Source organism: Microcoleus vaginatus HSN003 (assembly GCF_022701255.1).
Classification (GTDB): domain Bacteria; phylum Cyanobacteriota; class Cyanobacteriia; order Cyanobacteriales; family Microcoleaceae; genus Microcoleus; species Microcoleus vaginatus_B.
In genome coordinates this window covers 4,607,258-4,626,172 of the sequence record NZ_CP031705.1, presented here as the reverse complement: position 1 = coordinate 4,626,172, position 18,915 = coordinate 4,607,258, and the positions used below count along the sequence as shown (strand labels likewise).

The 18,915-nt window shown below is 45.5% G+C and carries 15 protein-coding genes; 5 read left to right on the top strand and 10 right to left on the bottom strand.

What is annotated here, in order from left to right; genetic code table 11:
* Nucleotides 1-83: 83 nt before the first annotated feature.
* Nucleotides 84-1,442, top strand: a complete 1,359-nt coding sequence (locus D0A37_RS20000; RefSeq protein ID WP_242716921.1) for an FAD-binding oxidoreductase — start codon at nt 84-86, stop codon at nt 1,440-1,442.
* Between the two features lie 132 nt (nt 1,443-1,574).
* Here the strand turns inward: D0A37_RS20000 and D0A37_RS19995 are convergent, their stop codons facing one another.
* The 5 genes from D0A37_RS19995 to D0A37_RS19975 form a co-directional block, all read right to left on the bottom strand.
* Nucleotides 1,575-1,958, bottom strand: coding sequence for a hypothetical protein (locus D0A37_RS19995; protein WP_242716920.1), 384 nt, complete (start codon nt 1,956-1,958; stop codon nt 1,575-1,577).
* Nucleotides 1,959-2,328: 370 nt separating this feature from the next.
* Nucleotides 2,329-3,219 (bottom strand): ABC transporter permease, encoded by an 891-nt coding sequence (locus D0A37_RS19990; protein ID WP_242716919.1) that lies wholly within the window; start codon nt 3,217-3,219, stop codon nt 2,329-2,331.
* A gap of 891 nt (nt 3,220-4,110) precedes the next feature.
* Nucleotides 4,111-5,133, bottom strand: coding sequence for an ABC transporter ATP-binding protein (locus D0A37_RS19985; RefSeq protein ID WP_242716918.1), 1,023 nt, complete (start codon nt 5,131-5,133; stop codon nt 4,111-4,113).
* 601 nt (nt 5,134-5,734) lie between these two features.
* Nucleotides 5,735-5,923 (bottom strand): hypothetical protein, encoded by a 189-nt coding sequence (locus D0A37_RS19980; RefSeq protein ID WP_242716917.1) that lies wholly within the window; start codon nt 5,921-5,923, stop codon nt 5,735-5,737.
* Nucleotides 5,924-6,280: 357 nt separating this feature from the next.
* Nucleotides 6,281-7,204, bottom strand: a complete 924-nt coding sequence (locus D0A37_RS19975; protein WP_242716916.1) for a histone deacetylase family protein — start codon at nt 7,202-7,204, stop codon at nt 6,281-6,283.
* A 396-nt stretch (nt 7,205-7,600) separates the two neighbouring features.
* On the opposite strand from D0A37_RS19975, the gene gyrA reads away from it, so the two are divergent.
* On the top strand, nt 7,601-10,312 hold the full coding sequence (gene gyrA / locus D0A37_RS19970) for a DNA gyrase subunit A (protein WP_242716915.1): 2,712 nt from the start codon (nt 7,601-7,603) through the stop codon (nt 10,310-10,312).
* 254 nt (nt 10,313-10,566) lie between these two features.
* Here the strand turns inward: gyrA and D0A37_RS19965 are convergent, their stop codons facing one another.
* Complete coding sequence (locus D0A37_RS19965) at nt 10,567-10,704, bottom strand: hypothetical protein (protein WP_242716914.1); 138 nt, start codon at nt 10,702-10,704, stop codon at nt 10,567-10,569.
* Entirely contained in the window at nt 10,689-10,883 is a 195-nt protein-coding gene (locus tag D0A37_RS19960; RefSeq protein WP_242716913.1) for a hypothetical protein, read from the bottom strand. The genes D0A37_RS19965 and D0A37_RS19960 overlap by 16 nt, the downstream gene beginning before the upstream one ends.
* 146 nt (nt 10,884-11,029) lie before the next feature.
* Here D0A37_RS19960 and D0A37_RS19955 point away from each other — a divergent pair, with 146 nt between their 5' ends.
* Both D0A37_RS19955 and D0A37_RS19950 read left to right on the top strand, forming a co-directional pair.
* Nucleotides 11,030-11,686, top strand: coding sequence for a Uma2 family endonuclease (locus D0A37_RS19955; protein WP_445242421.1), 657 nt, complete (start codon nt 11,030-11,032; stop codon nt 11,684-11,686).
* 220 nt (nt 11,687-11,906) lie between these two features.
* Entirely contained in the window at nt 11,907-13,199 is a 1,293-nt protein-coding gene (locus tag D0A37_RS19950) for a ribonuclease D (RefSeq protein ID WP_242716912.1), read from the top strand.
* 111 nt (nt 13,200-13,310) lie between these two features.
* Here the strand turns inward: D0A37_RS19950 and D0A37_RS19945 are convergent, their stop codons facing one another.
* The 3 genes from D0A37_RS19945 to D0A37_RS19935 all read right to left on the bottom strand — a co-directional run bounded on the left by D0A37_RS19945 (nt 13,311) and on the right by D0A37_RS19935 (nt 17,673).
* Nucleotides 13,311-13,655 (bottom strand): hypothetical protein, encoded by a 345-nt coding sequence (locus tag D0A37_RS19945; protein WP_242716911.1) that lies wholly within the window; start codon nt 13,653-13,655, stop codon nt 13,311-13,313.
* Between the two features lie 61 nt (nt 13,656-13,716).
* Nucleotides 13,717-14,976, bottom strand: coding sequence for an ISAs1 family transposase (locus tag D0A37_RS19940; protein ID WP_242716910.1), 1,260 nt, complete (start codon nt 14,974-14,976; stop codon nt 13,717-13,719).
* 165 nt (nt 14,977-15,141) lie between these two features.
* Nucleotides 15,142-17,673 (bottom strand): vWA domain-containing protein, encoded by a 2,532-nt coding sequence (locus tag D0A37_RS19935; protein WP_242716909.1) that lies wholly within the window; start codon nt 17,671-17,673, stop codon nt 15,142-15,144.
* A gap of 212 nt (nt 17,674-17,885) precedes the next feature.
* Here D0A37_RS19935 and D0A37_RS19930 point away from each other — a divergent pair, with 212 nt between their 5' ends.
* A complete protein-coding gene (locus D0A37_RS19930; RefSeq protein ID WP_242716908.1) occupies nt 17,886-18,872 on the top strand; it encodes an AEC family transporter in 987 nt (328 codons plus the stop codon).
* Nucleotides 18,873-18,915 lie beyond the last annotated feature (43 nt).

The window sequence follows — 18,915 nt, the reverse complement described above, 5'->3', positions numbered from 1 at the left end:
TAAAGAAACATTGCTGTTAGTATTTTATGTTACTAAGCTCTGCTTGAAACAACATATAATACTGTCAGGATTGAGGAAAAAAAATGACTGCAACTGCGATTCAAAGTATTGACTGGGATGCTTTTTCTTCGGAACTCTCGGGAATCGAAATAATTAGCGATCGCGCGCAAGTTTTCAAGCTATCTCAAGACTATTATCACTTCAGTCCAGTTTTGCAACCTCTCTTAAGTGATAAAACAGGAGATTTAGTAGTTCGTCCCGCCAGCGAAGCCGAAGTTTTGCGGATTGCGGCAGCCTGCGTCAAATCCAAAATTCCGCTAACTGTTAGAGGTGCAGGAACGGGCAATTACGGGCAGTGCATTCCCCTCAACGGCGGCGTCATTTTAGATACCACCAAAATGCACAGTATCCGCTGGATAAAACCGGGTTTAGCTTGCGTAGAACCGGGGGTGAAAATGTCGGTTTTCGACAAACAAGCGCGAGAAACTGGTTGGGAATTGCGGATGGTTCCCTCAACCTATCGCACCGCAACGATTGGAGGATTTATCGGTGGCGGTAGCGGGGGAATTGGTTCGATAACTTACGGGCAATTGCGCGATCGGGGAAATCTTCATGCGGTTCGAGTCGTTACAATGGAAGACGAGCCCCGCGTCATCGAATTGCGCGGCGATGAAGTGCAGAAAGTCAATCACGCTTACGGCACAAATGGGATTATTACTGAGTTAGAAATTCCCCTCGCCCCTGCTTATCCTTGGGCGGAAATCATCGTCGCTTTTGACGATTTTATGACATCGGCAAACTTCGGTCAAGCTTTGGGCGATGCTGACGGAATTATCAAAAAACTAATTTGTGTTTGTGCTTGGCCGATTCCTGCTTATTTTGCTGCTTTCCGCGAGGAGATTCCTGAAGGTAAGCACTGCGCTTTGTTAATGGTAGCTGAATCTTGTCTGGAACCGCTGCAAGATTTGGTGGGCGAATATGGCGGCACAATTTGCTATCAAAAAAACGCGCAAGCAGCGAGCAAAGGCGCAGCAATTGCTGAATTTACTTGGAATCATACGACTCTACACGCTCGCAGCGCTGACCCGTCTCTGACTTATTTGCAGACGCTTTTTCCCCCAGATAAAGGTTTGAAATTGATTGAGGAACTGTACAATTATTATGGGGATGAGGTGATGATGCACTTGGAGTTTTTGCGGATGAATGGCAGGGCGATCGCCGCAGCTTTGCAAATAGTTCGCTACACTACGGAATCACGGCTCAATGAAATTATTCGCTATCACGAAGAGCAAGGCGCACTGATTGCTAATCCTCACACTTATATATTGGAAGATGGAGGGATGAAAAGTATTAATGTGGAACAGTTGCAGTTTAAAGAGTTGGTCGATCCTTACGGTTTGCTTAATCCGGGTAAAATGCGCGCGTGGTTGGAACGGGATTAAGGGCGAAATGATGTGATAACTCACGCAATTGGCAAATTGAAAAAACGTTTGTAGTTGCGCTTTAGCGCCGGCCGGCGCTGAAGCGCAACTACGAACCTAAAAAAGTCCTTACTGCGAACAAAAATTGTAAATTTAAGGGACGGGGGCGGTAATTTCTGCTGGTGCGATCGCCCCTTCTGAAGGTACAGCTTGCTTTTCCAGTAGTAGGCGCTGTTTGTTGCGAAATTCTGTGGCCGCATCGTTCAAATTTTGGCGCTGTTCGTTATTAAATTCTTCCATGCTGCGGCCGCCTCCCAAATTGGATCTGTGAATTAAATCAAATATTGCGCTTCCGCTGCTTTGGCCGGAAAATGGGTCGGTATTGTCTTGAGTTTGAAAGTCTTGCAGCGGTTGGGCATTATTTAAACCGCTGGCTTGAGCGAAGCTTGCTTGAGGGGAGAACAGAGCACAGGAGGCGATCGCGCTTGCAGCAATCCCAATCATCAATTTGCCCGATTTGGAAGTTTTGGTGTTCATAATTTATTTGTTGAACTTTCAAAAAAACAATTCTATCTAAACAATATTCTGACTTGCGACTAAATATTATATTACTTCACTGGAGCTAAGGAGACAGCAATGCCCATTGGTGTCAACAATCGCCTGAAAGCCTTGATAAATCTCGTTTTTACCTGAGTCCAGATCCCCCTAAATCCCCCTTAAGAAGGGGGACTTTGATCCATTTCCGGTTCCCCCCTTCTTAAGGGGGGCTAGGGGGGATCTAGGCTTAATAGTCCAACACCATTGTGTGACTGGGTTTGACGTTAAGTTGACACCAATGGGCTCTTGCCGTGTCCCTACAATTGACGGTGCAGGTTAAACGATCGCCCGCAGATAGGCCGCGATCGCCCTAAGCAAACCTGCGTCTCAGCAGCGGTTGAATGCTCAGCAGCGCTACCGCATCAAAGGCTAGCAATACTAACAGCGCTCCTCCAAACGTCACATTACCCCAAGGAGCGTGCATCACGACACTTGCTAGCGACCAATCGCTGTGCAGGTACAAATAGCGGATGGGTTCGATCGCATAACTCAGAGGATTGAGAGTCACCACAACTTGCAGCCACTCTGGCATAAATGACAGGGGCGCGAGGGCTGTGCTGGCAAATAACAGCGGCAAGTTAGTAACAAAAATTACCGCAATTAATTCTACGTGACCGGGGAGAGCGAAGGCTAAACCCAGACTCAAGCCGGTGACGCCCAAAACTAACAGCAGCACGATCAGAGCGATCGCCCCTAGTCCGGCAATTCCGGGGAATCCCGCGCCCAAAAACGCGCCCGCTGTAACGATTGTGCCGGTTTGGATAAAGCTGAGGGTGACGATAAAAATAGCCGAAGCCAGGACGATCGAAAATCTCGAAGCCAGCGGCGCGACTAACAAGCGGTTGAGAAATCCGAACTCGCGATCGAACATAATCGGCAAACCAGCATTCAGCGCCCCTGCAAATGCAGTAAAAACGATTACACCAGCGCCGAGAAATTGTCCGTAATTCTGGCTTTCGCCGAACAAGCCTGCGGGAGCATTTTCAAACAGAGCTCCGAACAAAACCAACCACATCAGCGGCTGAATAATGCCTGCAACTAGCGTCGAGGGGCGGCGCTGCAATTGAATAAACAGGCGCTTGGTTAAGGCGAGTGTTTCTTGGATGAAGTCGCCCAGTAGGGAACTGGAAGTGTCAGCGGATGCCGTGGAGAGTGGCCGCGGCTGGTTGAGGTTGTTGGGGGATGTAACAGTACCGCTCATAATTGCTTGTTGTTGATTTTGACTGTTGTGATTATGTTTACAGGAAATATGTTGAAAGCGATTTTGGCAGGATGCTTTGATTATAGGCTATTTGGAGGTGAGAGGGCGGGGTAGCTGCTGCTATTGCTGTTCATCGAGTAGCTGGAATGAAAGGAGAAAATTGTAGTAAAATGGGTAAACGCTACATATTAATTTAGTTTCGGAACTCTTAACAATATTTGAGGATAAATTGATGTCATCAAGGGTGATCGCTACTTTGGTCAAAATCAGGGAATCTTTGCCGAAAAAGGTGAAAAATATAATTTTTAAACACCTGCAATAATTCCTTGGCAAATTTAATATTACTTACTGTTGATTTAAATCCCGACAGTAAGTTATAAATTCCGGCTGAGATTGAAAGTCAACTGAAGCCCGGGGATAGATATACAGTTACTGTTACAGCAGATAGCACTGTTTTTCACAAGCTAAAAGCAGGTTTTGATTGGGAGGAGTTGCGGCGATGTAGAGACTCATTAGCACCCGATCCCAATCCGATGACAATCGATGAAATTTGTGAACTTGTCCGGGAACTTCGTTGTGAAAAAAATTATGAAAGAGAGTCACAACTATGAAACTCGATAATAATTGAAAAATAAACTCTTATGCCATTTGGGCAGTATGTTATATAAAACAATCCTGGATGCAACATCACCACAGACGGGGGCGACCACGGGGGATTGCCGCTACAAAACAGTATATATAGAGGCTTTGCGTAAGTCCTATAATTGTCATCCTGAATGAGAGTGTTGCGATCTTCGTGAAGGGTTGCTCTGATAATGAAAATTTACCGTATTACAAGGACACGGCGGTGCCGTGTCCCTACAGATGCCGCTTTCCACCAGTTGGTATAATTTACGATCGCATCGCCTGTTTTTGCTCCGCCTTCAAATCGCGGTTGCTAGCAGCAGCCAACTCCGCATCCAACAGCGTCTTACCAGTCGCAGCCAAATACACATCATCCAAACTCGGCCGAGATTGAGCAATCCCAAAAGTAGGCAATCCCGCATTTTTTAAAGCTTGCTGAATAGTCACCAGCGCATCGCTTTGCGGTGTTACTACTAAATTCAGAGAATTTCCTTGAGCCGCGTTGACAATTACTTCCTGCACAAAAGGCAGAGATTCCATCAGAGTTTTAGCTTTTTCGGCTTCTTCGATCGGCGAAAACTCCCGAATCCGCAAAGTCACCCGATCGCCCCCAACCCGATTTTTCAACTCCTCCGGCGTGCCCTCAGCAATCACTGTACCCTTGTCAATAATCGCCACGCGATCGGCCAAAGCGTCCACTTCTTCGAGATAGTGACTCGTAATCAAAACCGTAGTACCTTCCTCCCGCAAGCGCCGCAGGAAATCCCACACCACCACCCGGCTTTCAATATCGAGCCCGACAGTCGGTTCGTCTAACACCAAAACATCCGGCTGGTGAAGCAACCCAGCAGCTAAGTCGAGGCGTTTGCGGATACCGCCGGAATAAGTACCCGTCTTTTTATTTTCCCACTCCTCCAAACCGAGGAGTTTCACCATTTCGTCAATCCGCCCTTTAATCGTAGGGCGCGGCAAATGGTAAAGTGCTGCTTGCAGTTGCAGGAGTTCCCGCCCAGTCAGCACCTTATCGAGAGCAACTTCTTGGGCGACGTAGCCGAGTTTTTGTCTGGCAATTCTCGGCTGACTGACAGCAGAAATGCCAGACACTTCAATGCGTCCGCTGTCTGGCGATGTTAAAGTACAAAGTACCCGCAGGGTGGTGGTTTTGCCTGCACCGTTGGGGCCTAGCAAACCAAATATTTCCCCCGGTTCTACCTTGAAGGAAACATCTTTAACGGCTTCTACAGTGCCGTAGCGTTTCTGAAGATTTTCAATTAAAACGGCGGGAGCCATATATTTTGGGGATGAACTGGTTGTTAATATTTTGACACTTCTGAGCTCAAATTGCCGGAATGGTCGATCGACCTATGCGACTGGCTGTGCTGGTAACGATCGCACACTCCTCCTCAACCGGAAACTCCTTATAGTTTTGATTCTTAATATCAGTTTAAAAAATATTCACTTGAGAGCGGTTTTCAACCCTGATATTCATCAGTTTTCCCACTCTCCAATCTCCCCTCTCAAATCCAAAAAATTATGAGTTTTGAGTTAATTATAACTTTTCAGTTAACAACTCAAAACTCACAAGTTTTCAACAAGTAGAGATGCACCCGAAACCTGTTATTTTATAATTATCTCTACCTATAGGCTGATGTGTAGCTAGATGTTGATGATAATTAACACTATGGTCAAACACATCACACTTTCGAGCCAAGTATTAAACGCAAAAAACTTCCCGAAGTGGCAAGTTATGCTTGTAATGAGTTCCACAAAAAATGTAACAGTATGTCCGTGATCTCAACCCCGATAGTTATCAGTCATTACCAATTCTTTAATCGAAAATCGAAAATCGAAAATGGTATTAACTCCCCTACAGGGAGCGGCTGCCAAGTCTTTAATCGACAATTTTTACCCAACCGCGACGCACGTTATACAGCAGTCGGTTGATGATGGCATACTCATCATCATTCAGTGTTCTTTCTAAGAGTGCAGATCTGAGCTGTCTCCGGTCGTGGCGAGTCACGACGCTGGAGAACATGACCTGACCAAATAACTCTTCGAGTGTCATTTGGGATACTGACATGATAAACCTCCTAGTTGATTGAGACCGATAAAATTTTAACAGGCTTGTTGTATTTGTATTATGCACTGTGGGAGCGACTTCACAGGCGATCGAAAACATTGACACAGTGTGATTTTTTTGTTAAAAATCTGTGACCAAGACTTTGATGCCCAGTGACTTGGATCTCTTAAATTTGTGATGCTTGTCACTGAAGTCAGGAGGAAGAACTCAGAAGGAAGAGGGAAGAAGTCAGAAGGAAGAGGGAAAAAGGCCATCAAGCACGATCGCCAAATAATCGCTTCGCCGATCGCCCTCAACAACTCTCCATCCCGTCCTCACCGCTTCTCAACCTTATTTTTCCCTATGCCAATTTTCCAGCTAATTGAGGCATCGGTCAATAGTCGCCACAACCGACTCGGCCAACTCTTTCAGCGCGTAACCCCCCTCCAAACCAAAGGCGATGCGACGGGTGATTTGCAGGCAGTATCCGGTGAAAGTACCGAAATCAGACGGAGCCAGAGTCATGCTCGCCAGCGGATCGGACGCAATAGCGTCATAACCAGCGCTGACAATCAACAAATCCGGTTCAAATTTGGACAAAAAAGGCACGACAAGAGATTCAAAGGCGTTCAGGTATTCAGCTATGCCACCGCCCGGATACAGGGGAATGTTCAGCACGTTCTCGTAGGCACCGCGCTCCTCGGCATCTCCAGTTCCCGGATAGCACGGAGATTGGTGCAGAGAACAGTAGGCAATTTGGCGGCAGTTTTCCACCAAGGATTGAGTGCCATTGCCGTGGTGCACGTCCCAGTCGAGGACGGCGACGCGGTTGATTCCCGGCTGTTCCAGGGCGTAGTGAGCAGCGATCGCAGCATTGGAAAACAAGCAAAAACCCATCGCGCGGGCGTTTTCGGCGTGGTGTCCCGGCGGCCTTGCCAGCACAAAAGCCGGTTTCCCCGCAGCCACCACTCGATCGACCCCATCGAGCCAAGCACTCGCCGCTAGCAGCGCTACGTCGTAACTTTCAGCAGAAATCGGCGTATCACCGTCGAGGTAGCCGCCTCCCCGATGAGCCAAATGTTCGACTTCTTTGATGTATCTTTGCGAGTGAACTTTTTTGATAGCCGAGAACAGTGCTTTTTCGCGCTGCGCCACTGGGGTGGGCAGTTGCCACTCAATTTGAGTCGCCCAAGGAGCAGCTTTCAGAGCGTTGACGATCGCCGTTAAACGTTCTGGTCGCTCTGGGTGAAGCATTCCAGTCTTGTGCAGCAAGAAATCTTCGGAGTAGATGACGGGTAGCATCAGCAGATTTTAGAGTTTATATTTGAGATTTTAGATTTTCTGTTTGCTTTAATTCGGTCTTCGGCTTTGTGAAATTAAAATTTCGATCGAGTAACCATTTTAATTTCTTATATGACCGTCAAAAAAACTCACTAAAGCATGAAACCCGACCGCCTAAAAAAACCTTTCTAGCTTTTGCCAACCGCTGACAAAATCACCAACTGACAAATTATCAATTGTCCTTGTTTCGTCCGTTAATTTTTCTGGCCACTTTCCCATAAACTATAAGGCAAATTGTGATATAATTTCAGGAGTAATTTGCAATATTTGGCAGCTCTACTGAATCCAAACCGATTTTATCGCATTTTTGAGATTTATAGCGGTCAAATTTAAATTTTTAACGGAGTTTTTCAACCTATGAGTATCTCTGAGTCGCGGATAATCCCGACGGATCTGGGTAATGAGATGTCCCGATCGTACTTGGAATACGCCATGAGCGTAATAGTCGGTCGGGCGCTACCAGATGCCAGGGACGGTCTCAAGCCCGTTCACCGACGCATTCTCTACGCCATGAACGAATTGGGCTTGACTCCCGATCGACCTTTCCGCAAATGCGCCCGCGTCGTGGGGGAGGTGCTGGGCAAGTATCACCCGCACGGAGATACAGCGGTTTACGACGCCCTGGTGCGGATGGCTCAGGATTTTTCCATGCGGGAACGCCTGATCAACGGCCACGGCAACTTCGGCTCCGTTGACAACGACCCGCCCGCTGCCATGCGGTACACCGAGTGTCGCCTCACAGCTTTGACTAGCGACTCCATGCTGCGCGACATCGACTCGGAAACAGTTGATTTCGGCGACAACTTCGACGGTTCCCAGCAAGAACCCCTCGTACTCCCGGCACGCATTCCCCAAATTTTGCTCAACGGTTCCTCCGGGATTGCTGTAGGGATGGCTACCAACATTCCGCCGCACAATTTAGGCGAAATAATTGACGGTTTATTAGCACTAATTCACAATCCAGCAATTACTGACCTGGAATTGATGCAGTACATCCCTGGCCCGGACTTTCCCACCGGAGGGCAAATTCTGGGTAGAGGCGGCATTCGCGATGCTTACACCACCGGGCGCGGTTCGATTACAATGCGCGGAGTCGCCGGCATTGAAACCATTGAACATCCGGGCCGTCCCGACAAAGAAGCAATTATTATCACCGAATTGCCTTACCAAACAAACAAGGCAGCCCTAATTGAGAAAATTGCCGAACTTGTCAACGACAAAAGATTAGATGGAATTTCCGACATTCGCGACGAAAGCGATAGAGACGGAATGCGGATCGTGATCGAACTCAAACGCGACGCTTATCCTCGCGTCGTCCTCAACAACCTCTATAAACAAACACCCCTCCAAGCCAACTTTGGAGCCAATATGTTAGCGCTAGTAAATGGGGAACCCCAACTACTTACGCTCTCCCAATTCCTCAATGTCTTCCTAGATTTCCGCATTGAGACAATTACTCGCCGGACTCAATATGAGCTCCGCAAAGCAGAAGAACGCGACCACCTTCTGCAAGGCTTATTAATTGCCCTAGATAACTTAGATGCAATTATTCACCTAATTCGCGCCGCTGCCGACTCCGCCGCAGCGAAACAAGAATTGATGGATAATTACGGTCTTTCAGAACAGCAATCAGACGCAATTCTGCAAATGCAGTTACGGCGTTTGACCGCATTAGAAGCGCAAAAAATTCAGCAAGAACACGAAGAACTGCGAACTAAAATCGCCGATTTGGAAGATATCTTAGCGCGCCGGGAACGCATCTTAGAAATCGCCGAATTTGAAGCAGTCGAAATCCAAACCAAAATCGCCACTCCTAGACGCAGCGTCATCGAACACGCCGAAGGAGAAATCGATGAAAGAGATTTAATTGCCAACGAACAAGCAATTATTCTGATTACAGAGCAAGGCTACATCAAGCGGATGCCTGTCAGCACTTTCGAGGCTCAAAGTCGCGCTACTCGCGGCAAAGCAGGCGCGAAAATGAAAGAAGACGACGGAGTAGAACATTTCCTTTCCTGCTGCGATCACGATAGCGTTTTGTTCTTCAGCGACAGGGGCGTAGTTTACTCTGTCAAAGCTTATCAAATCCCCATCTGTTCGCGGACGGCCCGCGGCACTCCCGTGGTGCAACTGCTGCCGATTCCTATAGAAGAAAAAATCACTTCTATGGTGTCAGTGACAGAATTCACCAGCGAAGAATACTTGGTAATGTTGACTCGCGGCGGCTACATCAAGAAAACCGCACTTTCAGCTTTTGGCAACATCCGTACTAATGGATTAATCGCGATTTCTCTTGAAGAAGGCGACCAACTGCGCTGGGTACGGAGAGCAAAAGTGGGTGACAGCATCATCATCGGTACGCGCCAAGGGATGGCAATTCATTTCCGCACCAATCACGAACAGTTGCGCCCAGTCGGCCGGGCGACGCGGGGTGTAAAATCGATGAAATTGCGATCGGGCGATGAGTTGATCAGCATGGACATTTTGCCGAGTTCAATTGTTGCCGAAATTGCTGAATTGGAAACTGAAGATGCGGAATTTGAGGGAGCTAATATTGCTCTCTTAGAAACTGAAGACGCGGATTTTGAAGTAGCAGAAATTGCTGAATTGGAAACTGAAGATGCGGAACTGGAAGACGAAGAATTAGAACTGCAAGCCGAGGAAATTGAAGGCGAAGAGGTCGAAGAAATTTCGACAGTTAGCAGCGAAGTTCCTTCCGTGTTGGTAATCACCACCAACGGCTATGGCAAGCGGGTTCCAGTTTCTCAATTCCGCCTACAAAGACGGGCTGGCAAAGGATTGACGGCTACTAAATTCAAGTCTAAAAAGGGTAAGGATCAGGTAGCTGCCCTGCGAATTGTCAACGAAGGTGACGAGTTGATGATCATTACCAACCGAGGTATTATTATCCGTCAGGCTGTGAGTGCAATTTCTACTCAATCGCGCACAGCAACGGGTGTGCGGGTGCAGCGGTTAGATGAGGATGATTCGATCGTAGCTGTGGCTTTAGTGCCGCCTGCTGGTGAAGAATCGGCCGAAGAATTGGAATGTGAGGAAGTGGCAGAATAGTCATAGGTTAATAGTTTGTAGGGTGCGCTAGGCGCACCTTACTGCTTAAATGTACAGAATTACCGCTGAAGTATCTCGACTATCTTAGCGATCGCCTCATTCAACTTCTCAAGTTTAACCTGACCCGCTTTATAGAGTATGATGCCTCGGTCTGTTGTAAACAAGCGATTAGGTCTAATGTTGCTGTTTTGGTTGAGCCCCCCCTCACTAAAGTCGCTACTTTGAAGGCCAATAGCATAACGATCGCTAATAATCTAGCTAGTAATCTGACAAAGAATTAGATCCTTTCCCTCTAAAGTGGCTAGAATTAAAGCTGGTCTGCGCTTGGCTTGCGTTAAATCTGAAAATGGGAAGGGAACCACAACCACATCACCTTTTACAAATGTTGCCATGCTTCATCCTCCTCCGCTCTCAACCAGTCTTTTTGCAGGGAAGATTCACTTAGGAGGCTATTTTCTAGCTGGTCTTTTTGATATTTGTTTTTGAGAAATAGCAGAAAATCCCAAACCTCTTCTAATATGAATTCTGGAATATTTTCCATTTCTTGGAGTAATAATTCTTTAGCACTCATTGTATTTACCTCTTATAAAAATAAGACAGGAATTTATTGAAAATAATCTTCCCTCCTCTACAATCATACATAGTGACAAGTGAAAAATTAACCATCTATCGTCAAAAGTCTTTAGTCAAAACTCAAATAAATTTTCCGGTGAGGTAATGATGAGTCAACCCCAAACCAAACTACTAACTGATACCTGGGTTACAGCGACTTGGGATGAATATATAGAAATTATTAAACAGCCGGAGTACGATCGAGCAAAATGCTACTACTATAACGGACAGTTGAGGATTGAAACGGCAGCAGTCGGGGCTGCTCATGCTGATGACAACGGAATTATCGTCATCTTAATCAATTTATTTGGCCTTGCTAAAGGTATAAAAATGAGACTGCTGGTCAACTGTAGCTACGCCAAAACAGGGGTCAGAGGCGCTCAACCTGATGCTTCTTACTACATCGGAGACCGGGTACAAACGGCACCTCGCGGCAGTTCAGTAGTGAATTTAGATAGCCTCGTTTCCCCAGATTTAGCAATTGAAATTGCCGACAGTTCTCTCGTTGACGATTTGGGAACCAAAAAAATGATTTATGAAGAATTAGGAGTGTCTGAGTATTGGGTAGTAGACGTACAAAAAGCGCAAGTTATTGCTTTCAAAATAATTGCTAACCGGGGAAGCGAACGGCTGACGGAATCTCAAATTTTGCCGGGGCTAAAAGTTGCTTTATTAGAGGAGGGTTTGCGCCGCAGTCGCCAGACGGACAATACAGAAGTAGGCAACTGGTTTTTAGAGGAAGTTCGCGGGAATCCTCAATAGTGCGATCGACTGCATTCTTTTTTTAAACTGAAGGCTAAAAACCCGGTTTCTACGAGTTTTGTGAACAGGAACGCGAAATATAGGAAGAAACCGGGTTTCTGAGGTTTGCGTGCCTCCAGGACACGGCAATGCCATGCCCGACGCTTGAATCGTTGACAATCGAGCCAATAATTGCTATAGCATAAGAGAATCAAAAAGTTAATAGCAAAAGTCTGTAAAAATGCCTTATTTAACAGCAGCCAACGACATCAAAGCACTCATCACTAAATTTTCCCAAGCTAAAATCCTGTGGGTTGACACAGAAATAGCCGACTATAAATCCAACCCCAGATTATCTCTGATTCAGGTGTTAGCTGACTCCACAGATTCGACCGGAGATGGAACTTTTCTACTAGATGTCTTGGATAAACCAGAATTAGCAAAAGATTTCATCAACCAAATCATGGTCAATCCAGATATTGAAAAAGTATTGCACAACGCCAGCTATGACATCAGATTTCTGGGCAATGATGACGTTCAAAATGTCACCTGCACATTGAAAATGGCGAGACAGATTCCTTATTACATCCTGCCATTACCCAACCGACAACTCAAAAGTTTAATAGAAACACTTTGCGGCATTGCTTATGTTGATAAAACAGAACAAAGCGGCGATTGGGCAAAGCGTCCTCTGACCCAGAATCAGCTAGAATATGCCAAGATGGACGCGGTTTATTTAGCTGGAGTGCATCGCCGCCTGCTAGAAATCCTTCCCCAATGTTACCCCGAACCCGCCACGGAAAACTTGACAGCATTGGGTGAAAAATATCAGGAAATAGAATCTCAGTGGAAGCCACTAGATTCAGAAATCGCTGAAGTGAAAGAACGCATTAAAGCAGGGATGCTGGCCCAAAAGCTCAAAGACAGTTCTTATTTTGAGCTTTCCAGTTCGATAACGATGAAAGTTGATTTTATGACGCTGGCCAGACTGACGCAAACTGAGGGAATTGAGTTGAATTTTCCGGTGACGCTGACGAAAGAAATTCAAAAACAGTTAGGCCAACTCATCGCTCATCCATCTTTGGAAGTTGAGGATATTGCTAGTTTGCGGTTAAATTCTAATGTACAGCAACGGCGGAAATCTACTAAGAAAATTGCGCCGGAACCGGAGAGTGAGGATTTAACAGCATTGGGGGAAAGGTACAAAGAAATTTTGCCTGAATGGAAGTTACTGGATTCAGAAGTTGAGCATCTGAAAGAGCGCATTAAAAAAGCAATGTTGGTGCAAAATAAGAAAAATACTTCCGATTTTAAGTTATCCAGTTCCTCTATTTTAAAGGTAGATTTTGCGAGCTTGGCAAAACTTGCGTTATCTGTGGGAGTTGAGTTAGATTTTATGGTGACGCTGACTCAATACATCCAAAAGCGGTTAGGGGAAGCGATTAACAAAATTGATGTGCAAATTGAGTATATTACGAGTTGGCGGATGAGGGCTAAGACGGTGGAAGAGGAAGATGAGGAAATCCCGTTTTAAGTAATATATTGTTCTGTGAATTACCCGTAAGAAAAAGGGTTTTTACTCGTTACCAGTTAATTTGGGAAGTGAAAAACGAATCGCGTTTCGTTTTTGCTGTTTATGCCGCGACTAACCTTGTTCTTCCAAATAGTCTGCAACGGCTTGCAAATCTTCCAATCCTCGGTTCAATCGGTTAAGCATAGCTTCCCCGAGCTCAGTATCAAAGTTGAGTTTCGGACTTTGCAAAGCTAACTCTTGAATTGCCTCTAGCCATAGTGCAAGCGGTACATGACGAACAGCTTCCCGTAACCCCATATTTGCCAATACTGCAAGATAAAAACCTGTCAAGTCTTGCCCTCCATAGCCATAGAAACCATGCCGCAGTTCTAGCTTTTCGGGGGTGTAGGCTGCATATTGATCGAAAGTGATCGGTGTGCGATCGAGTTGGGGTTGTGGCAGTGGTGGTGTATCCATATTTTTTTACCTTATTTGTTACCATCGACTACGCTTTTGCGGCAGGGTAAGAGCGTCTCAATTATGCTTGACAAAAGGAATCCGAAGAATCTAAGATCTTGTCAAGAAAACAAGAACTGATAATTTGAATCAGATAATCATTATCCATAGCGGCCCGTTTCATTTTTTGTCGAAGACTACGTTTGTAAGTAGGTTCGCAGTTGAGGGCATTCAGCGCAATACGTCGCAGGACAGCCAAATTCCGGGGACTGTGGAAAGAGCGAATCCGGCAAGCATCTTCAGCAAAGGTACAATCTAAAGTCCAATGAGCCTGATTTTCAATCCCCCAATGTTTTCGGATGGCTCGACCCAAAAGTTGGGCATCACTATCTAAAGAAGTTAGATAGAATTGCACTTCCCGAGTAGTTTTGTTCCAAAGATGACGCACTCGAACAACCATGACCACACTTTTTAATCCCGCCCATAATCGCGGTTGGTAAAGCTCAGCAATGACCGTAATTGGCACCGACCAAACTTGACGGATTTCTCGCCGATGATGACCGGACTCAATCCGTTGCTCATAACTGACATCAATCCCGGAAAATTGCTGTGCAGAAGCTCTATCAAACCATTCTTTAACCTGATGATGGAGAGTCGGATGATTAGCTTTAAGTGTCAGGACATAATTTCCTTTTTTTTCAATAATCTTTTGAGCAATTTCAGTTTGAGTCCCCATAGCATCAATAGTAATGATAGAATCAGTGATGTCTAGCAACTCTAATAATGCCGGAATAGCCGTGATCTCATTCGATTTATCATCCACTTTCATCTGCGCCAAAACCAGACGTTGTTCAGAAGACCAAGCAGTAATAACATGAAGGGCCGATTTGCCTTGATTGCGGTCATAAGAACCTCTAATTGTCTTACCATCAATGGGAATAATTTCTCCTCCTGTCTTAGTGACGAGAGTTTCTACCCATCGTCCAAAGCATCGATTCAATGCTTCTGGGTCAATGAACTCAAATACTCGACGAAAAGTGTCATCGGAAGGGATACCATAAGGTAAGGTCAAAAACTCTTCTAACCACTTTTTTTTACTAATGCCATAATTCTCGATGTCTTCCCACCCTTGCGCTCCGGCGATGATAGCGAAAATTGCGATCGCTAGGATATCGGTGAGTTGATGTTTCTTAGTTCGCTCGACTCTGGGGTCTTTAATATCTGCAAAATGTGCTACTAAACTTTGTTGAATATCTTGAATCTCTGCTACTTCCCGGAGCGGTAGTTGAGGAAGAGAGCTTTTTTTGCCAGAGGTAGATTTAATCTCAAAACCCTGAGACATAAAATGTATTCCTAAATATTTTATTGGGTGGCATTGTTGTCATCTCACTTATTTGACTCATTGTCAAGTACAATTTATACCAAATTAGATGAGCTTACCCTGGCTTTTGCGGTTCATTTCAATCAGCCATGTTTAACCAAGGTGGGCATTTGCCCACCCTAATTCCTACTTTCCTACTGTGAAATACTCATTCTTAGCATACACGCTAATAATGCAGTCGCCGACTTCAAAAAACATCCCCTCTTGCTCATCTTTAGAAAATTGCAAGTTGCCGTATTTAGAATTAATTTCATCAGCAGTCGCCGCTTTTGCCTCCATTTCATCCGGGATAAGTCCGGTAGAACCGATGTAGAAAACCAGCGGTGAAACTTTTTCGCTGTACACTTTTTCCGCATAAGCTTCCAGTCGCTCATTCGCATTAGTTAAAGCAGCGACAAACTCCTCTCGCTTGACATCTTCTCCCTGCCATTTCGCTTGCAAAAGGCGCAGCAAACTATCTGCACCCACTTTGGCTAAAGTAGCGCTAACAATTCCGTTATCCTCCAACCCCAAAAACTCATCGAAAATTAGTTTCATCAAGTCGTCAACTTTGGTGATTTTTGTTCGGGACGACAGCGTTTTGTGGGCGAAGACAACAGGCTCATCTAAGGTAATGTCAAATGTCGGTTTTGCTAGCTTTTCGCCCGTGTTTTTGTGGTAAACCTCATAAAGGCGATCGAGAAATTTGTTGGCAGAGTGCAATTTGCCGAAGTTGAGGATGTTTTTGCTGCCGATGTCGATTTTGTAGCTGACTCGCGAATCTACTGAACCGTTGGCGATCGCACTTTTTAATTCCGTGTATTCCGTCGTCGTCGGAAAGTTGATGTTAAGGCTTTTTGACAGATAATGCTGTTTCAATTCTTCCAATTGTTCCGCTGTGTAAGCCTGGGATTCTTCCTTCAAATGAGCCGAGAGAATGCTGGAGAGAATTTTAATGTTTGCGATTTCCTCAAACACTCCGTCAAGGCTGCCGTAACGCCCATCAAAAGGCACTAGCGGCAAATTATCTAACTTAATATCGTACTCTGAACGGAAGTCAAATTCTTGCACAGGCGAACCTTCTTTTTCAAGGACACCGCATTTATTGAGCAAATCAAACACTGGTTTGCTGCTGATTTTGGTTCGCAGCGACTTAATATTAACTTCGCCGTCGCTGACAATGGTATAATTGTTGAAAGTATTGAGGTCGGTAACTAGAATTCCCGCCACTTCTGCGATTAAACTTTCATCTTCAACTTTTACCAGCTTAGCTTTTCGGGTAATCAGCATATTGATAGTAGCGGTATTTTGATTGATGGCAAATGAACCCATTTGCACGTATTCGCCACCATCTAAGAATTCAGTTTTCAGCCAAGGCTTGACAAGGTTGCCGTTTTCGTCTCGCTTTCCTTCAATTCGCTTCAAACCTTTTCGCTGATAATTTTCTTGCAAGTGTTTCAAGTTGATGATGATGCTGTTGCTGTTTTCCTCCAATATCTTGATTAACTCCAGCAGGGAAATTTTCTCGCTGACTTTTACCCGATCGCCAATTTCATGATTTTTCAACACATCAGGCGCAAAAACAGCCTGTTCCAAATCTTCTGTAAACTCGGCTATTTGGGCATTTGTCAAAGCTTTCGCGTGTTTTTCCGTCAAAGTAGCATCGAAGGTACTCGCCAGCGCATACTTAGCCGTATTTAAATTGCCGTCAGCGAGGTTAGCTTTGGCAAAAGCAAACACCGACTCATCAGTTTGAGCAACGGGAACATCTAGTTTGTCATACTCATCTTTGGCGATTTTCTGATATTTGTAAAACAGTCCCCGATCGTCTGCTTTCAGCCCGCAGATTTTCAGCGTGCTCGATGAACCGTTGATTTTCTTGCCACTTTTGGAAACAAAAACTTGATAGTCATATTCCTTAATCAACGGTTCTTCCAGCGCAGGTGCAACGGAAATGCCTAACAGTTTGGTGCTGTCGTAAAGAGCATCATAAACCATTTTGACTTCGCCAGCGCGGATGCAATTTCCCGATAATGTATTGGCAATTTTGGATAGCAGTTTGAAGTCAGCACAGGCATAGGATATCGTGTTGGCAAACACATCCATGTCTTTGAGTTCTTCGCAAATTTCCCCTAGTTTGGCAGCTTCCGAATTGGCACTTGGGTCATTTGCATAGCCGTCTGTGTGCAAATTGATCGCTGTCATTTCTCCCGCTTTAACCAGAGATTTAGCGAGTTGCATCGACTGCGATATGCAGGTACAGCCAGCCGTGTGGATTTTTTGAATTTCTTTGATGTATTGAGAGTCAAACTTCAGCACTTCTTGAATGGGAATTCGCTGGAAATGACAAATTACGTCTCCATTGCCAGCATAGGAAATCAGGCTGACAATTAGCTGGTAATTGTTGTATTCGTCTAAGGTCAAAAGCTTGATTAGGGTTTCTTTCAGCGGTTCTAACTCATAACACATTGACCCGGAACGGTCGATGATGATGATGCTGTGAGCGACGGATTTTTCTGGGATATCACCGGGCTTTCTTTCTAAATTAATGCGATCGACTAGATAGAATGCCTTTGCGTTTCCGGCAAAATTGTAGAGGGTAAACTTGGTGCGAGTATGGGAGGCTGCTTGGCTGCTGGAACTTTTGACTTGAGACGATTGTTTTGCTTGCCGTGCCATAGTTTTCACCTATGTTGACTTATTCCTCAACTTAATCATGACACGCGCTTCTGTGGATGTCAAGGTCTGTGTGGAAAATTATCTGCGAGGCTGAATAATCATTAATATTTAGCCCTGCGGTGCAAGGGAAAGCTGCGGCGGTAGGGTAAATGTGGGCTTTTTTGGCAAAAGTAGTGGATATGCGTAAGTATTTAGTAAATATTTAGTCAATCATGCTTTATTTAGAAAATCCGCTGCTCAAACTTTATCTAAATCTGATCGGATGGGTGGCGTTGGGATTTTTTCTCGGCCGCCTGCTACCAAGAAGCTATTCTACATATTTAGCCAAGTTTCTTTTCTTCTTTGGCACGCCATTGAGCATTGTGGCTTTTATCCGCAGCGCCAATTTGTCGGGCGCTATTTGGAAGGCGCCGCTGATAGCTTGGGCGGCAATTCTAGCAGGTGGAGGACTCGCTTGGATTTTGATAAATTTCGGTGTCGGCGAGGAACGTTTTAAGACTCTTAATCCGATCGCCCAAAATAGCCCGCAACACACCAGCGCTTGGAGTTTGCCCACTCAAGGCAGCTTCTTATTGGCAACGATGGTGGGTAATACGGGTTTTTTAGGCATTCCCGTCACCTTGTCTTTATTAGGCTCGGAACACTTTGCCTGGGCGTTGTTTTACGACTTGCTAGGCACTACCATGGGAATCAATATACTGGGAGTTGCTATTGCTTCTCACTGCGGTAAAAGCGATCGCCCTCAGAGTTGGTTACGTCCCCTACGGGCAATTTTTCAGAATCCGGCACTGTGGGCTTTTGGTCTAGGGTTTGTCTCGCGCAGCTTGCCGCTGTCGCCACAAATCGCAGAATTGTTAACAACAGGCGCTTGGACTGTAATTACTTTAGCTTTAATTACGATCGGGATGCAGTTGAGCAAGTTGAATTCCTTGCACAACCTCAAACCAATTTTGGCTTGTCTGGCGATTAAAATGCTGTTAGTTCCCTTGGTAATTGGCACGGGATTAACGTTTTTGGGAATCGCGGGCGCGCCGCGACTTGTGCTAGTGCTGCAAATGGCGATGCCTCCTGCTTTTGGTACTACATTGTTGGCCGAAGCTTTCAATCTCGATCGCGAATTAGCGGTAACTGCGATCGGCCTCGGCTGCGTTAGTTTATTATTCACTATTCCAATATGGATGAGGCTATTTAATTTTTAATAAAAATAGGGCTGGCTCAGTTTAAAAAGTGCTTGTTTTCAGT

Bases quoted from the DNA above. Each gene is read 5' to 3' on its own strand.
- D0A37_RS20000 (WP_242716921.1), top strand. From the start codon at position 84: ATGACTGCAACTGCGATTCAAAGTATTGACTGGGATGCTTTTTCTTCG.
- D0A37_RS19995 (WP_242716920.1), bottom strand. From the start codon at position 1,958: ATGAACACCAAAACTTCCAAATCGGGCAAATTGATGATTGGGATTGCT.
- D0A37_RS19990 (WP_242716919.1), bottom strand. From the start codon at position 3,219: ATGAGCGGTACTGTTACATCCCCCAACAACCTCAACCAGCCGCGGCCA.
- D0A37_RS19985 (WP_242716918.1), bottom strand. From the start codon at position 5,133: ATGGCTCCCGCCGTTTTAATTGAAAATCTTCAGAAACGCTACGGCACT.
- D0A37_RS19980 (WP_242716917.1), bottom strand. From the start codon at position 5,923: ATGTCAGTATCCCAAATGACACTCGAAGAGTTATTTGGTCAGGTCATG.
- D0A37_RS19975 (WP_242716916.1), bottom strand. From the start codon at position 7,204: ATGCTACCCGTCATCTACTCCGAAGATTTCTTGCTGCACAAGACTGGA.
- gyrA (WP_242716915.1), top strand. From the start codon at position 7,601: ATGAGTATCTCTGAGTCGCGGATAATCCCGACGGATCTGGGTAATGAG.
- D0A37_RS19965 (WP_242716914.1), bottom strand. From the start codon at position 10,704: ATGGCAACATTTGTAAAAGGTGATGTGGTTGTGGTTCCCTTCCCATTT.
- D0A37_RS19960 (WP_242716913.1), bottom strand. From the start codon at position 10,883: ATGAGTGCTAAAGAATTATTACTCCAAGAAATGGAAAATATTCCAGAA.
- D0A37_RS19955 (WP_445242421.1), top strand. From the start codon at position 11,030: ATGATGAGTCAACCCCAAACCAAACTACTAACTGATACCTGGGTTACA.
- D0A37_RS19950 (WP_242716912.1), top strand. From the start codon at position 11,907: ATGCCTTATTTAACAGCAGCCAACGACATCAAAGCACTCATCACTAAA.
- D0A37_RS19945 (WP_242716911.1), bottom strand. From the start codon at position 13,655: ATGGATACACCACCACTGCCACAACCCCAACTCGATCGCACACCGATC.
- D0A37_RS19940 (WP_242716910.1), bottom strand. From the start codon at position 14,976: ATGTCTCAGGGTTTTGAGATTAAATCTACCTCTGGCAAAAAAAGCTCT.
- D0A37_RS19935 (WP_242716909.1), bottom strand. From the start codon at position 17,673: ATGGCACGGCAAGCAAAACAATCGTCTCAAGTCAAAAGTTCCAGCAGC.
- D0A37_RS19930 (WP_242716908.1), top strand. From the start codon at position 17,886: ATGCTTTATTTAGAAAATCCGCTGCTCAAACTTTATCTAAATCTGATC.